We start from the raw sequence: 16,070 nt of genomic DNA, 5'->3' as shown, positions 1-16,070 counted from the left end.
ATAGCCTCCCATTACGATAAAACTTATTTTACAAATAATCAAGATCAGGAAGGCTTCTGAGCGGTTAAATTCTCCAGTGTTTCGATGATCCTGAAACCGAACTGAAGACCCCGCTCCGGGCCAATAATGCCGTTGATCATGTCGTCGGGATCATCGCAATCAAAGGCGCTGGCGATGGTGTCCGCCTCTTTGCGCGAGTAGATGCTATCAACCGATACGCCATAGCGGTCAGCCAACTCAGCGCGGAGATCAAGCAGCGCCTGAACCAGGTCGGGCTCCGGCTCGGCCGGCGTTGCTTTTGCCTGATTGGAATCGTGGAGGGATTGATAATTATCCCGGAGCATCCGGTACCCGAGATCGGATAAGGCCAGCACTTTGTACTGAGGTTCCACGGTCATCCGCAGAAGTTTCTTGGTCAGCAGATCCTGAATCAGCGAACTGGCTTTCGTGGCACTGCCTTTACACACCCCAAACCCGGGATACAGGTGCAGCTTGGAGGCAAGTACTTTCGGATCCCTGACCCCATCAAGGGTGAGGGTTATCTTTGATCGACCAAAGCGTTGTTTCGTGGCATGGACCAAATGCAGGGCTGCCAGTTCAAGAGAGGAAATGCCATCGACCGGTTTTTGAGCTGTCAGGCAGTTATCGCAAACCCCGCATGCGGAAACATCGGTGTCTTCGTCGAAATACCGCACCAGGTTCACAGCCCGACACTCAACTGCTTCCAGATAGTCCTTCATCTTGCGAAGGCGCATGTCGGCCTTGGAATGCCGGGCCGAGACCATCCCGTAATCAAACTGGGCCTGTGGGTTGTAGTTCGCAATGCCGATCAGGCCCGGTCGAGGTCCCCGCTTCAGGCTCAGGATGTTCTGCTGCTCGAGGAAACGCAGGGATTGTTCTATCAGCGCTGCAGATGACCGGTACGGTGCCTTCTGAGAGTAATCGGCAGGATTGATAGGCATGGTCTTCTTGTCGTCTGGCCGGTTATGCAGTCGTGCCAGTACCCATGACATCAGCTCTTGGGAGGGGAAACGGCTCTCAAGCAAGATGCTCTGAACCATGGCGTCTTGCTTGGACCATAGCACAACGCAGTCGGAGTCCTTACCGTCACGCCCCGCCCTGCCCGCTTCCTGCATGTAGTCTTCGGGGGATGACGGGTAACCATAGTGAAGCACCATCCGGACATCGCGCTTGTTGATCCCCATCCCAAAGGCGTTGGTAGCGACAATGATCCGGGACTCGCCGTTCATCCAGCTTTCCTGATTGGCCTCCCGCTCACTGGCTTTCAGGCGCCCATGGTATTTGGTGACAGAGTATCCTTCGTCGACAAGCTTGCCCCAGATACGGTCTACGTCTTTCACGCTGATGCAGTAGACGATGCCGGCCCCTTCCTCCAGGCGTTTGAGGAATCGCGTGAGATGATGCCACCGGCCTGCAGGTGATGCGCAGTAGATGGCGCGGTACCGTAGGTTTGAGCGATGAAATCCTCCAAGGAATACCTGGGGGTGAAAGAGGTTCAGCCGATTGCGGATATCGGCCTGGATCTCCTCCGTAACCGAGGCAGACAATGCCATCCGCTGAATCTTGCGCTTCTTGATGCTGGCCAAGCGGTCGAGGGAGTGGCCTATCTGAGCGTAGGAGAATCGAAAATCAGACCCCCATTGGCTGATACAGTGCGCCTCATCGACAACCACCATGGCAATCTCGATCTTGCGCATCCAGAACAGGAACTTCTCCTGCGTCAGTCGCTCAGGGGCCAGGTACACCAGTTTGTACTGGCCAGCCTCAATTTCCTTCAGACGCTGGCTGTACTCACCCCCAGATAGCTGCGAATTCAGGAAGGTTGCAGAGACCGCGGTACCCTCAAGCTCATCCACCTGATCCTGCATCAGAGAGATAAGCGGGCTGACGACAAACGTAACGCCCTTTTTGAGCATGGCCGGGAGCTGGAAGCAAACGGTTTTACCCGACCCGGTAGGCCGGATAGCAAGGATATCCCGACCTTCTAGCGCGGCCTCGACGATTTCGCCCTGGCCGTCCCGAAAGTCGGGGTACCCAAAGTAATGCTGTAACGCATCCCGGGGAGTCATTCAGGGTTCCCGGGATTAAAACCCCGGGCTCCTGCGTTGTGGTTCGCTTACCTTCAGGTCCATTTCCGGCTCTTCAACCTCCGGTGCCTGGGTACTCTCGACGGTAACGCCTTTCGGGAACTCCATGCGCTGGCCACCAAGATCGATCGCACCGACCACTGAGTTTTTCTGGCTGTCGTAGACCACCACCCCGTCATGACCCATCTCGCGCATCATACCCACATCAACATCAAATTCGTTCATGAAGCTGTTTTCGACATGGACAACTGCCGGGTTGTCGAACTTGATATAGCCTGCGGTAAGATCTTTCGGGATGTCACTGCCCATGGTGATATCCGAGAGATACGCAATGGGCTTATCTGTTGGCTGCGCGTTATGAAGCCGGGCGCTAGAGAAAGCATTCCCCTCGTTCCGCTGGGCAAACAGGAAGCTGGCAGGTTGGTTCGGCCTCGGCGCCTGATTGGTGTCCCCGGCAATGGATACCTCTGCCTGCCACTTGCCATCAATGCTCATGGTAAGCGGGAACTCACTGACGGCCGGGTTCAACATCAGCGGAGAAGCAGCAGCCACATCTGCCAGATCCCTGAGGCTTCGTTCCAGGTAACGACCATGCTCCCCCATCAGAATTCCGGCATCCATCAAGTTGTCTGAATGCGTCAAGCTACCTCGAACCCAGTTGTGGATACGGTTAACCGACATCACCTGATTCTGGTACTTCGTCAGCGCCTCAGGCGACACTTGTTCCGGGCTGAGATTGGTCAGTGCAGAGCGCAGCTTATCCAGCTCAACAAGCATGTTCTGCCGGTTACTTTCAGGCACCTTCAGCAATGTCCGCGACATATTCACCATGTCCTGAACATTCACTTCAGGGTCATGCTGCGGGTTAACCTTAAGCATCGCTGCTACTCGCTCATGCCCGGATGCCTCAAGGGCCACCGCATCTGACAGCGCTCTGGTGACGCCCGGGATCATCTGGAGCGTGCCAATAGAGACTTCTGGCTTTGCCAATTGCCCATGGGGCTGACTCAAACCATCTACAGCAAGCTCCGCGAACTGATACCCGTAACGGTCCTTCAGGCCATTGATGGTTGCCAGGCGGTGAACATAGTCACGGGCTGCAGCCATTTCCGGTTGCTCCAACCGGTCACTTGGACTGAGCATGTCAGAATCCAGTTTCTTCAGCGATGCACCGCTCATAATCAGGCGCCGCATAATGACCTCGTATGCTTCGGCGTCCCGGCTGTAGTTTTCAATTGCTGAGCGGATGGGTGAGCGATCAGCCGCCGGGTGGCCATTGGGATCGGCACCTTTCATGATGGCGTCCCACAGAAGTTCCGGATCCCCATGGTCGACCGCAAACCCGACAACGGACGCATCACTGAACGTGGCAGGCGCCAGCCAACGCTTATCAATCCCAAAGCCGACCAGACGCTTCACAGTTATGTACGAAACATCCGGGCGGGCCGTATTGTTCATTGCCTCATTCAGAGGGTTCTTGGCATAACCATCTACGCCATAGTTGATATCAAGGCCTTGCTCTATCGATCGAACAATGCCATCGATCCAGCCGTGCTTGGCCATGATGCTCAACGGGGTTTGCCCGTTAGACGCCTGGCAATGGAGCTTAGAACCTCCAACCTCGTTGATGATCTCCATCATTAGCTGCTCTGCTTCAGGAGAACTGTTGTCGGCTAGCTGTAAAGCCGGAACGGTATTCTCGGGTAACGAGAAATGGCGGTCGCTCAGTGGCCGCTCCGCATCACCACCAAGAATTGCGGCAACATCGTACTCAGCCGGCGCCAGCTCTGCCTTTAGCATCCGATGAACTTCTAACGCTACTTGTGGGTCTCTCGATACGATGCGATTGAAGAAGGTCTCGCCATTGCGGCCGAGTGCCTCGAGCAGCGACTTCAGTTCCTCGCCCTGCATGTCGCTGGCGGTCATATCAAGATACTGCTTGAAGTCCCGGGCATTGAGGTCATTCCGGGAGGCAATTCCATGCAGAACTGTTTCCCCAAAACGATCTGCCCTGTCTCGATAAAGCTTGCTGGCGGTGACACCACGGTCCTCCATCCTATCCGCAAAGCTCTCAAGCGCCCTCACCATCGACATTGGAGCAGTCTTAATCGCCTGACGATAAATAGACTCTGCACCTGTCATTCGTGAAACCGGGGAATCAATAAATATCGGGGTGTCTGAATCAACCAGCTCCCGAATAGTCTCCCACTTCCCTTTGCTGGCGAGCTGCTCGCCGAACGTCTGACCATATACGTCTGTAACATTGATGTTTGCTTCGGGGTCGGCCGTGCATGCATGCAAAATCAAGTCAGCACGATCCGGGGCGACCCGGGCAAGCTCATGCAGAAACGCAAGATTCTCCCTCGAATCAGGGGAAGGCATATCAATGCGAGCGCCTGAGGTGATGGCCAACTGCAACTCCCGGGCAAAGTCCTGCAAAGACAATGCGGGGTTGTCCATCAGCTCGTCGAGTAATTTGCGCAAACTCTCGTTCATAACCTGCTCCTTTGCCTATCGGCTCATGCCCATGCCTTGGGATGGACCATTTCCCGGCTTCATTGTCTGCTTTACACCGTTTTCCTGTTCTGCCAGACGCTTGTTGAACTCCTGTGTAGCAGCAAGCGTGTAATTCCGGATCTTCGGTGCCATGTCCTTTGCGGAATCCTGCCCAACGAAAGACTCAATGGTCTTGGTCAGATTGTCTGCCAGGTAGCGTGCGTTTACCGCGCCCCGGCTGGCGGTCAGTTCTGCTTTCACAGCCTTTCGGGTAAAGCCTTCCACATCTCCGGTTGAGCGGAGAGTGTTGATCTCTTTTTCGTGTCTGGCCTGGAATTGCTGAAAGCGTGGCGCCGACCCAACTTTTGGGGTGAGCATGCCTGGAATTAAGCCACCACCAGTAAAGTGACTACCCGGCTTGCTGGCAGGGTTCGCGCTGGCAGTTGGGGCCGGAGTCTTCGAAGCGGTTTGCTGAACAGGCTCCGGATTAGGGCGCCCTTTTGTCGGATGACTTGGTGTAACCGTGGCCTGGGGGTGCTGTTTAAGCATTGCATCAACAAGCCGTTGCTCAGGCAGGTCGATCGCCTGAGCCGTTGCTTTGAGCATAACCTCCCGATAGATCCCGTGAGGCATTTTCGAGATGACGTTTGCCGCCTCGGAAGCAATTGAGGCTTTGGCCTCAGGAGTATCGTTTCCGTACCGGTTCGTCAGCTCAGTAATGACAAATCTCGACAGAGGCATGGCGTCCTCAAGTCGAGCCTGGTATGCATCCACCCCTTCAGCCCTGAGCAATGTGTCAGGATCCTGTCCCTCGGGGAAAAAGAGGAATTGCATGCGGATGCCATCGTTCAAATGCGGCAGGGACATCATCATTGCTTTCCATGCCGCCTGTCTGCCGGCCCTGTCACCGTCAAAACACATTACCGGATCGCTTGTTACTGTCAGCACCTTCGAAAGCTGGCCATCAGTGAAGGCCGTGCCAAGAGGTGCCACTGTGTTGTGAATTCCAAATTGAGCGTGAGCAATTACGTCTGTATAGCCCTCGACGATGTAAAGCTTCCCTGCTCTACGAGCAGCATTTTGAGCCTTATCGAAGTTATAGAGCTCATTGGACTTTCGGAAGACCAATGTCTCCGGGGAGTTGATGTATTTCGGTGCTGAGCTTTCATCATTAAGGCGCCGACCGCCAAAGCCTATTACTCGTCCTCTCTGATCATTAATCGGAAATATGATCCGATCATGGAACATGTCATGCTTGCGCCCGTTCTTCTCGCTAACCAGCCCGGCATCCTTCAGGACATCCGTACCATGCTTCTGGCTAAGGCGCTTCATGGTTATAGCCCACTCATTAGGAGCCACCCCAATACCGAACTCTTTGGCTACCTCGCCAGTAAAACCTCGTATCTTCAAGTATTCCACTGCCCGGTCCCGATACTTCGGGTCTCGGAGAAATCCCTGGTAAAGATCTTTTGCGTCAGATAGCGCAGCGAAAATCTTTTGCTTGCGCTCCGCCTTCGGATCGAGATTTTCCTCATTGTCAAAGGGCGGCTCCATGCCAACTTCTTCGCACAATCTTTTGATGGCTTCAGGAAAGCTTACTTGATCAAAGGCTTTAACAAAGTTAATTGCATTAGAACCTTTGCCTCCGAAGCAGCCGCCAAAGCAGGTAAATATTTGCTTCTTGTCTGACACCACAAAGGATGGCGTATCTTCATCATGAAAAGGACACTGACATTTGTAGTTGGCGCCATCTTTCTTGAGCTTTCCGCCGAGCCGCGAATCGATGACTTTCACAATGTCAACGCGGTCAAGCAATTCAGAGATGAATGCGTCAGAAACAAGCTTTCCTTTTTTCGCCATGTCCGCCTCAAAGCATTTCGATATTTTATAAAACTTATTTTATAGTGTTGCCGGTCGGGTGGCAACTGCCAACTCCAAAATGTGAGTAAAAAATGATCGGAGATGTCTCGTATCAACAACTTGATTGATGTATCATATTGAAATATCTTTTTAGAAGGCTTTTGGCTAGAGGGTAAATTCATGAGTGCTGAGGTGTTAAAATTTGGCGTAACTGAGGAGCCAAATAAGGCGGTTCAACTCGACTGGTATAGCGAGGTCGAGCAAACGGCAAAGCAGGCAGGTGTCCCTCTTTTTGAGCACGTCATCTGCAGGCCAACCACAACCGTCAGGAGCCGTGACAAAAACGGCAGCATCAAGGTTGTCGGTTCTGACAGCACCTACACCACCCTGAAAGAATTTGTAGCAAGCATCTCTCTGCCGGGGCGGCAAGGCTTTGAGTGGACTGAGTGGGAATTCAAGGCCCGGGCCGCGGCAATCGCGAAGCAGTACAATATTTCGTCAGAGTTTCACCCGCAAGAAGTTATCGAGTTCTACGATGATGTTAAGAAGCAGCTCGATCGCGACCCAGCCGACGCCCAAGAGCTTTGGCATGTCCTCACCGCTACCAACAAAAATCGCAGCGACGCTCGCCTTGCTGATCTCAAAAAACAACTGGACGCACTTTCTGTAGAAAAGAGCGAGAAAGAAGCCAAGGCGTATGATCTAGGCCTGGAACTTGATCATCTTACTTGTCTTCTGGGTAGCATCCCTGACGACTTTAGTGAGCGGTTTGGCAATGCAGCCAACCTTGTATCCCTTTATGAAGAAGAAAGGGCCAAGGCTGAATCGCTCCAGACAGAGCTTAAGCAGACCTTTCTGGAGCTGAAGGCTAACGCTGACCTCATCAAGGATCTAAGGCGGGAAATCGCTTCAATCGAGCCATCGGACGTAAGTCACGATTATCGCGCTGAGCTTAACGCCGCTTTGGAAGAAGCTGAGCAGGCCCGAAAATTCCTGAAGAAAATACAAGATCGCAAGAACGATTCCCGGGTAACAATCGAGCAGAAAGAAAGGACGATAACGTTCCTTCGTGAGCTTAACAGGAAGCTCACAGTTGTTATCCGTGAAAAAAGCGCTGAGATCGACAACCTGAATCAATCGGTTGAGTCTGGCAAAAAACTGAACCGGAAACTTACCGGTAAGATTCGTCAAAATAAGGCAGAGCTAGTAACTGCAACGGGAACTGCTGCTGAAGAACGCGCAGCGAGGATCCGTCTGATGACCCAGTTGCAGCAGGCCCGTCGTGGCAAAATGTTCGCTTTAATCGGCTTGGCCTTGGTTGGCTCTTTCACCGCCTCAATGATTGCTTTCTTCTTAGCGTGGCAATAAACAGTGCTAGATATCTTCAAGCTCAGCCTTAAAGGCGCGAAACGGCTATTTGCTACTGCACTTGTTTTAGGTGTGATTGCCACCTATACGGCATACAAAGGTGAGAGCAAGGTTAAGAGTGTGGCTGCTCAGTCACTGCAAGAAGTTTTGGCGGACATGGAAGTCCAGGGGGCAACACCAGCAGGCCAAGAAATAATCGTGGCATATAACGCGGCCATTGAGGCGCCAACAGCAGAAAGCTTCGAAAGGCTTCATAGATTAATCCGAGCTGAGGCTGAATCGGGTAGTCAAACTGTCCGATTCCCGGGTAACTCTACGTTTGACAATCCAGAAGTCCAAACCATGTTTGCATATAACGCAAACCAACTCTCTTATGTGGAAAGTCCCATTGCCTCAGGTGCCGGGATATTTCTGCTGTGCCTGCTCATAACTTACCCACTGGTCGTGGCTTTCAAGGCGCTCGGAAAAGCATTTGTCTGGGGATTTCGAAGAATTAGTTCGGAAAACGCTTAGAATGTAAGTGGCTCCGCCTTCAACGTCGAATATTCTTGGGTTTTCGCTTTTTCTTTCGGAACAAGCTTCTCGAATCCATTATCTATCTTGAGCTCAAAATCAGAGCCTTCTGGGCAATACTTATGTACCGCAGCTTGCAAGCCAGTGATCCTGTGCTCCCTGTGGGAATCGTTAACGGCCGCCTCAAGCGTGTTCTCGTCGGTGAGCGTGAAAACATGCCCCTTTCCCCGGGTAACACCTGTGTAGTAAAGCTGGCGGGTCCACTTGTGTTTCTCAGACATGGGCAGAATCACGCAGGGGTACTCAGAACCCTGTGATTTATGGACAGTCAGGCAGTAGGCCAGCTTGGTCCTCTGGCTTAACGTGCGGCGATCGAGCTTCACATCCACGCCGTTAAATCTAACCGTTGCCTCTTTCTTTCGCACATCAATCATCTGGATGTAACCCGTGTCCCCATTGACTAAGTTCTTCTCAGGGGAGTTGGTCAGATAAATAATCTTATCTCCCGTGCGATACTCACCGCTCGAGCCAATCTTCATCGAGACTTTACCTGGTCCCATGGGATTAATGACTTCCTGGAGCATGACGTTTAACGATTCGGTTCCAAGCTCGCCTTTGTGCTGTGGGGCCAAGACCTGTATGTCGCTGTGTTTGTAACCGCAATTCTGAATAAGGTCATTGCGGATCAGCTGCCTCAGGGCTGTCTTCTTTTCAGCATCACTCTTCATTTGCCAGACATTCCACTGTTCCTTTTCATCAACGACATGTCGTTGTGAAATAGCAGGCATATCACCGTCGTTTATCTTGTGAGCATTTGTAGCTATGTCACCTGCGTTACGGAAAACTTGCCTAAGTCTGGTGCTGGGAATTAATCGGTTTTCAGAGTTGATTAAATCTTCGAGAACGTTGCCGGCTCCAACTGCAGGTAGCTGATCAGGGTCACCTACCAAAAGCAGTTTTGAGCCCGATGGAACAGCTTGCAATGCCTTGAGGAATATCTCGGCCTCCAGCATAGAACCTTCGTCAATGACGAACATATCAGCATTTACAGGGTTTTCTCTCCCTCTTTTAGGCTCCCCCGTGTGGGTCATCTGAAGTGTTTTATGAAGCGTTTTTGCAGGGAGCTTTGTCTGTTGCGTCATCCGAAGTGCTGCAAGACCTGAAGGTGCAGACAATGAAAAGCGGACTGGTGAGCCGTCACTCTTTCCGGCTTCTTTTACCATGGTAAGTATTTTATCGACTGTAGTGGTTTTACCGGTGCCAGGGCCGCCAGTAAGTATGCTGACGTTGGATTTAACCGCCATAAGTATCCCCTTCTCCTGATCTACGGCCTTTTCTTGGCCAGGCTTAGGGGGCGGTAGTTTCCAATCTTTTTGCGGGAGCACAGATTCGGCCGTTGCGATGCGGTGAAGCTCTTTGGCGATTTGTTCTTCAACCAGCGACCACTTTTTCTGCTGGACTACGTGATGGTCGCCAATCTGAATATGCGTGTAGTTGTCCGACACCTTAAGCGCTTCGAGAATGCTGTTCGCGTCCTGAAAAGCACCAATCTTGTTGGTAAGAGTGTCCTTTAGTTCCTTGAACGGGATGGCAGTAGAGCCACGATCAATTTTATCTCTAAATGCGGAGTAGAGAGCGGCGTCAATGCGATCTCCTTTCTGAGATTCGAGAACTCCAAAATCCCTTGCGACTTGATCGCAAATACTGAACTCAAGGTTGAATAACTTGCCAGCCTTATATGGGTATCTGCGAATGTATTCCTCGGGGTCACAGGGGATTTTTCTCTCAAGAGAAATCGCCTCTTCACGCTTGATGCCCATATTGCGGACAAGCCAATTAATGGTCGTTATCCTCTGCCCTTCAGTGTTAATGGCATCACTCATCTGTTTGATGATTGCTTGCGGAAATCCCGAGATCGAAATCGCCTCAGGGTTACTAGCGAGCAGTCGGATAGCCGAGCAACGCCCTGATGGCATCTTCCCACCGTTCCCAGCCTTAATGAAGGCCATGGCCGTTCTTACGCTCGACAGATAAGGAATGCCACCGTCTAAAAGAAACTGAAGGGTGTCGTAAGCTGTGTTCGGGAATATGGCCTCAAAGGCCCTCACCCTCAACTCCAGTTGGTTTTGGCGGTTTTCGCGTGCGCTTCCTTTACCAAGAATTTTCATCCCTGGTTTCAAATCGCCGAAGGTGCCAGAGCAAACGAGTGACTCCGGGAGACTGCTATCGATTGTGCTGACATTCTTGAGTTTAATAAGAGCATGATTGCTCTTGTTGTCCTTCCATAGGAAAGACTCGATAACACCCGTAAAAGCAGTCTCGTTCTTGGCCATAATTACTCGTGGTATACAGGGCGACGCTCAAACCGGACATCATCGAACCCGCGATCATGAAAGGTATCAATAATGATTGGGTAGGTCATGTCCATAACTTGTTGCTTGTAGAGGCGAGGCACATCTTCCAGATGCCAGATGATTTCTCGAGACGGAGGTAGCCTTACAGTCTTGGTATCGGTGTCAATCTCTGGGATAGTAAGCATCGCAACCGAGTAACGATAGCGGCGCTCATCCCAGTTCCAAGTTTGCCCTTTCACCCTTACCCAAATGCCACCTGTCTCCTCAGAGAACTCTACTTCCGGGTCATACAAAGTTGTTTTGGTTTGCTGCCAATCAGAGAGTGGGAAAAGCTCTTTTACTTTAGAATCCAAGCTCTCAAGGAATACCACGGGTTGCCCCAAGGTCTCCACGCTATAGTCTTTCGAGGCGCAACCCGAAAAAAAAAGAAGGGTTGCGATAAATGGAATAAACAAAAATTTATGCGGCATGATCTGGCACCAAGACAACGTGAAAAAAGTAACTCGTCAAGCCAAATGATAAAATAAATATCAACCATTGAAAAGCAGTTATCCGAATAGCTTGATTGGTACAAACGAGTCATTGCCGAACCCATAGAATGCATCGGACTTGGCTCTCAGTCGGGACATCTGTTCCTCTGGGATATTCCAGAGGCGCTTCACGTCCGCAATTTTTTCTTTAGCAACTGGCAAAAGCATAATTGTCCCGATACTGGATCGCATTTCGTTTGTAAGTTGTTTGGGGTGCTGCAGGCCGCACAGGCTTCCCAGTCCGTACTTTCTCCCTTCAGTAAAGAAACGGTTAATAGGATCGAGCGGCGAATCTGCTAGAGCGGTAAAGAGCTTCACTTCGTCGAACCCAAACATCATGTCGGGGATTTTGGGATTTAGGTTTTTGCAGGTTCTAACTGCACTGTGAAAGGTTTTCTCCAGAAGCAAATAGAAAATCGGCTGCTGATCAGCCTGGTTCAATGAAGTCAGATCAAGAACGTTGATCGCTCCTCGTTTTGCTGAAATATTTTCGCCATCAAAAAGCCCAGAGATAATCGCCCCCTCGATCATATCGTGAATTGCCTCTAGTCTATTCAGACTGCCGCTGAGCGATGGTAGCTTCTCCCCTGTTTGCAGCTCTGCATCCAACATTTTTTCAAAGGCTTCCATAACTGAGGCCTTGTGGCCTTCAATTTCCTTCTCAAGCGCTTGTTGATCCTCAGTACTGCCAGCCTCATTCTTGATACGGAACGCGGCCCTTTGAGCTTTTTTTCGTGCCTCTTCAATTTCGTCAAAGATGTCTGTTCCGGACCTGGATTTTACGGCTTTGATCTCGTCATCAATCGTAATGAGAAGATCCCTCATGCTCGGAGGCTCAAGTCTCCAGGAGCGAGGATCCTCCATGACAATGCCCTTTCGTTCGTAGGTTCTAGTGATTAAGCGGCGCAGCTGGGTTTTCTGCCGCGAACCGATCGAAGGATTGAATAGCCTCAGCGTCTCGAGAACACCTATCACGGCATGGTGAAATCCGCCGTACTGGTCGTCTGAGTGAATCGCAAAAGGGTTAATGCCTGCTGTGCCAGGGCCATAGCCAAACTTTATTTCGTTGACCCTCACGCCTTTCATGTCGTGGTTAGAGGAGAACTCCGCGAAACTGTAGTCACCCTGAGTGTCAAGAATAAACTGGGTTACACCCTGTGAGGCGAACTCAATTGCCATTTTTCGAATTGTGAAAGTCTTGCCAACACCAGAGGTTCCTATCAGCGCGTGATGGAAATTCGACGCTTTCATCATCGAGTGCGTCAGTGGAGCTTGTGCACCGTCAAGCCGCCGGCCGATTTGAAAGGCAATATCACTGGGATCTTCCGGGCGCAGTGGCGTTACTGTTGAAGCGTTAGGTGTTGTCATCGTTAACCACATTATAAAACAAGTTTTACATATAGTACCTTGCGAATTTGCCTTTAGCAACAGGATTGATGACCGCGCCCTTTCTCAGACGTGAATTCCGCTTCACTTTTTGCAAAATTTGATGTCGTTGTCGTACCAATTTGCTATATTAAAAAGCGTGGTGAGACTAGGAAATTTTGGAATCTGACACAGCGTGATTTCAGTTTCTGTAGGAGTCTGAAGTGAAATGTTTTTTTGACCAGTCACCACTCAGGGTTAAGGTTCTGTCCCGGAGGGCACGATATGAAGACTGCAAGAAAACTTGAAATCGCGGAGCCAGTGCTCGGTGAAAAGCGTGAAAAGAGAGGCCCTACCGCCCTTTCTGAGCTTCATTTTAATCAGAGAAGCGAATTGGGTGCGGCCCGAGTAACCACTAAAGCCAGAAAAACTTTCAAGAAACGAAAAGACATTAATGATCTTGATAGTGCTCTTGCGTACATTGACGATCTCGAGCAGCAGTTATCTCTGGCTAAAGAGCAAGCCAAAGCCAGTGACGAAGCTAATAGAGAAATGGCTCAAAAACAAAAGCGCCTGCTTCGCACGATTGAAAGCATCTATGTTCGCTCGGCCGACGCTATTGAGAATATTGAGTGAGACTTGCCAACAGAACAAAAGAAGGGGCGCCTCGAGGCGCCCCTTCTTTTATTGTCCCTTTATTTAGCGCGGGCCAGCGTGCATTGTGTTCGAGGGTCCATCGGCAGTCGGAGCAGAGAAGACCTTTTTAATAGCTTCCACAACAGCTTTAACGGCCTGCATTGCCGATTCGATAGAAGCAGCAATGTTCTCCATCACCTTTTTCTCGCCTTTTCCTGGCTCCATGCCTTTAAAAACACTTTCCATCTTGTTTGATAGTGACTCAAGGCTCTTAGACATATCCGCCTTTTTTGCCAATTTTTGGCCTTGCTTTGAGCTGAGTGTGTCCGCAAAACCTGCTGCGGTCTTTTCAAAAACCTGAAGTTTCTTCTGCATTCTGTCAGCGTACTGCTTCTTCTCAAAGGCGCCTTTAGCAGACTTCATAGCTGATCGATCGGCCTGAATTGCGTCTAGTTGAGAACTTAGCCCGCTAACATTGCTCTTTAGGTCGGAGGTCATTTTCATCTGATTTTGCTTGTGTGTGTCATAGAAGCCTTTCAGATTCTTAACCCCGCCTACAAGCCCCTGGCCAAGAGCTTTTGATACGCCGTACCCCAACCCTGATCCAGCTTTAAATGCATTCACTGCACCACCGACCATGGCCGCCCCTACATTTGATTCAACGGGCGCTTGCTGGGGTTGCTCTTTACCTTTATTTCCAGGGCCATCCTTTTCGTTTTCTCTTTTCTTTTCTGCTTCCTTGGTCGGATCCTGAGTATCCTGAGGCTGTGAAGTAGGCTCATTTACCGGCGGATTTTCCTTGGCAAATTTAAGCATGACCGAAGGGCTAAATTTCGAGTAACCCTTAGCGTGCTCCTCCTCCAGTTTTTTGAGAAGAGGCTCGTCGTCTGCTACCTCATTTTTTAAGTAATTCTTGATAACTTCGTAATCAAGCTCGCTAACCCCGGATACTTGGGCTAATTCGTCCAAGTCTTTGAGCATCTTGAATACTGGGCGGTCACCGGCAATTTCATCAACTATCAACTGCTCTTCCGTTTTGGTTCCACCGAGATCGCTTGGCTCCCCAGGCGCCTTGTTTGTCGACTCTGCATCTTGTTCAGCCATAGGAGCCTCCTGACTTCCTGCTAGCGGTTCTGGAGATTCCTCCAAATCAGGCCCTTTGCGTGCCACTTCTTTGTACTTTTTTTGGATGTCCACCGACTCACCATATTCAGGTTTATCAGTGAGATACGATAGATCACTACCTTCGAAATCGTCCTCAAAAGCAGCTTTACGATCGTTCGAAGGTTCCGGAATGGGGCCCTCCTCATACATTTCTGGAGGTGGCCCTTCGATTGGAGGGGGCGCATCATTGACAGGTGGCTCAAACCCAAACATGGCGGGATCTATCCCGTCATCAGGTGCTGCCTGCTGCATCAAATCGTCATATTGAGCAAGCTCCGGATCGACTGGAGGAGCATTTGGAGCTTCAAAAGCCTGTTTGACGTTCGCATTTAGCTCAAGAGGGATGTCACTTATATCAACATCGATGTCCGGCATGTCCGCAATCTGCTGAACCCGAGCAACATCAAGCTCTCGCTGCTCTGCAAGCATCCGGTTAAGATCATCACTCAAAGTGACCGACAGTTGTGAGGCCAGATCCTTTATCTGATTAACCGGAATCGATTGAGCTCCCGGGAAATTCTGGTTAATAAAATTGATGTCAGACAGAGTAACGGCCATAGCTTCCACAACCTTTATAAAACTTGTTTTACAGTTTAAAGGTAATTCTTGTGATGGTCAAAGATCATTCAAGCGCTTTATCCCTGGCCAAGGCTGCAAGTTGCAGTAACTCGACTTGTCCCCGCCGGTATTCTTGGAGCAAGGCAGCTAGCCTGGCAGCTTTGTTTAAAGCCCAGCGCTGGAGCATGACCCTATCAACCATCATTTTTGGGTTATTAGTCATCTCCACACCGAAACGTTCTTCGTTTTCAGGAGATGCAGCTGCATCAAGAGCAGCCTCGATAGGCAACACTCCATCGCCAATAACCGCCGTTTGATCGTTATTAAACATAGAGCCTGCCAGGTTGGCGCTGCGTTTCGTTTGGTAGATACCCTCTTCTACCATCTGCTCTTGCCTGACATTAGTATTTCTAGGGCTGATTGCGCCATGCAAATACGATCGGCTAACACCGTTACCGATGAGCATCATCCTAAGGAAATCTACGCGCTCTTTTTTCGCCATGTCTTGCACTGCCGGCTCGTAGACTGCGGTTAGCCCTTCTTGGCTTTGGGACACATTAATGATTGCATCGTCGAGGACCGCCATACGCTGGCGTTCATAAGCACGAAGATCATTAACTATTCTCTGCCTTTCCAGTCCGAAGTCAGCACCGCTGTAATTTGCAAAGCTTAATATTTCCTCAAGAAATCGAGGGTTGCGGTCTGCCCTGGTGAAGGCCGACACTCGATTTGGGAGTTCACGCTGAATATCGCTGTTATTGGTTGTAGCAGATGCCGTTCTGGCGATTGAAACGTTAGAGCAGGCATCCAAGTATGGGGCGACTTTCGCGTCTGATTTCTTATTGTGAATGGCGCTAACAGCATCAGTTATTCTGGCTGAAGTGTTCGCCGCAATATTTTTGTCGCTGTTCTCTTGATTTTCCCTGAGATCGATACCTGTTTTTTGTTCGAGTCGACTTAAAACCTCTTGTCGTGCATCGTTGATCCGGGTCTTGATCTCATTCTGAATCATCTGCTGCACCTTCGCAGCGTCAATAATGGGTATGCCTGCGGCAAAGCCTACCGATGGCAGGACAAGAGCAATCGCGAAAAATAAAATGAAACTCTTCATGTTCAAT

11 protein-coding genes are annotated in these 16,070 nt (G+C 50.4%); 3 read left to right on the top strand and 8 right to left on the bottom strand.

Annotated features, from left to right (window positions below; all coding sequences use genetic code 11):
- Positions 1-44: 44 nt before the first annotated feature.
- The 3 genes from AC5JQH_RS23285 to dnaG are packed head-to-tail and all read right to left on the bottom strand — an operon-like array spanning position 45 to position 6,464.
- Entirely contained in the window at positions 45-2,090 is a 2,046-nt protein-coding gene (locus AC5JQH_RS23285) for a RecQ family ATP-dependent DNA helicase (protein ID WP_493806183.1), read from the bottom strand.
- A gap of 15 nt (positions 2,091-2,105) precedes the next feature.
- Entirely contained in the window at positions 2,106-4,604 is a 2,499-nt protein-coding gene (locus tag AC5JQH_RS23280; protein WP_493806182.1) for an ankyrin repeat domain-containing protein, read from the bottom strand.
- A gap of 15 nt (positions 4,605-4,619) precedes the next feature.
- On the bottom strand, positions 4,620-6,464 hold the full coding sequence (dnaG, locus tag AC5JQH_RS23275) for a DNA primase (protein WP_493806181.1): 1,845 nt from the start codon (positions 6,462-6,464) through the stop codon (positions 4,620-4,622).
- Positions 6,465-6,644: 180 nt separating this feature from the next.
- Between dnaG and AC5JQH_RS23270 the strand changes: the two genes are divergently transcribed.
- Positions 6,645-7,832 (top strand): coiled-coil domain-containing protein, encoded by a 1,188-nt coding sequence (locus tag AC5JQH_RS23270; protein ID WP_136629478.1) that lies wholly within the window; start codon positions 6,645-6,647, stop codon positions 7,830-7,832.
- 3 nt (positions 7,833-7,835) lie between these two features.
- Positions 7,836-8,345, top strand: coding sequence for a hypothetical protein (locus tag AC5JQH_RS23265; RefSeq protein WP_136629479.1), 510 nt, complete (start codon positions 7,836-7,838; stop codon positions 8,343-8,345).
- Here AC5JQH_RS23265 and AC5JQH_RS23260 read toward each other — a convergent pair.
- From AC5JQH_RS23260 to AC5JQH_RS23250, 3 genes are all read right to left on the bottom strand, one after another.
- Positions 8,342-10,678 (bottom strand): AAA family ATPase, encoded by a 2,337-nt coding sequence (locus tag AC5JQH_RS23260; RefSeq protein WP_493806180.1) that lies wholly within the window; start codon positions 10,676-10,678, stop codon positions 8,342-8,344. The genes AC5JQH_RS23265 and AC5JQH_RS23260 overlap by 4 nt on opposite strands.
- Before the next feature lie 2 nt (positions 10,679-10,680).
- The gene (locus tag AC5JQH_RS23255) at positions 10,681-11,169 is read right to left on the bottom strand and encodes a hypothetical protein (RefSeq protein WP_136629903.1); all 489 of its coding nucleotides are present in this window, start codon (positions 11,167-11,169) and stop codon (positions 10,681-10,683) included.
- Between the two features lie 78 nt (positions 11,170-11,247).
- Positions 11,248-12,597, bottom strand: a complete 1,350-nt coding sequence (locus AC5JQH_RS23250) for a helicase HerA-like domain-containing protein (protein ID WP_169054549.1) — start codon at positions 12,595-12,597, stop codon at positions 11,248-11,250.
- A gap of 282 nt (positions 12,598-12,879) precedes the next feature.
- Here AC5JQH_RS23250 and AC5JQH_RS23245 point away from each other — a divergent pair, with 282 nt between their 5' ends.
- Positions 12,880-13,230 (top strand): hypothetical protein, encoded by a 351-nt coding sequence (locus AC5JQH_RS23245; protein WP_136631886.1) that lies wholly within the window; start codon positions 12,880-12,882, stop codon positions 13,228-13,230.
- Positions 13,231-13,293: 63 nt separating this feature from the next.
- Here the strand turns inward: AC5JQH_RS23245 and AC5JQH_RS23240 are convergent, their stop codons facing one another.
- A complete protein-coding gene (locus tag AC5JQH_RS23240) occupies positions 13,294-14,952 on the bottom strand; it encodes a hypothetical protein (RefSeq protein ID WP_153637277.1) in 1,659 nt (552 codons plus the stop codon).
- A gap of 64 nt (positions 14,953-15,016) precedes the next feature.
- Positions 15,017-16,063 carry a hypothetical protein gene (locus AC5JQH_RS23235; RefSeq protein WP_136630203.1) on the bottom strand — a complete coding sequence of 349 codons (1,047 nt, stop codon included), beginning with the start codon at positions 16,061-16,063 and terminating at the stop codon, positions 15,017-15,019.
- Between the last annotated feature and the right edge of the window lie 7 nt (positions 16,064-16,070).

The sequence above is a fragment of the Marinobacter sp. H13 genome (assembly GCF_059072335.1).
Note: the sequence above shows the minus strand (reverse complement) of the source record. Positions and strands in the feature narration are given on the sequence as shown.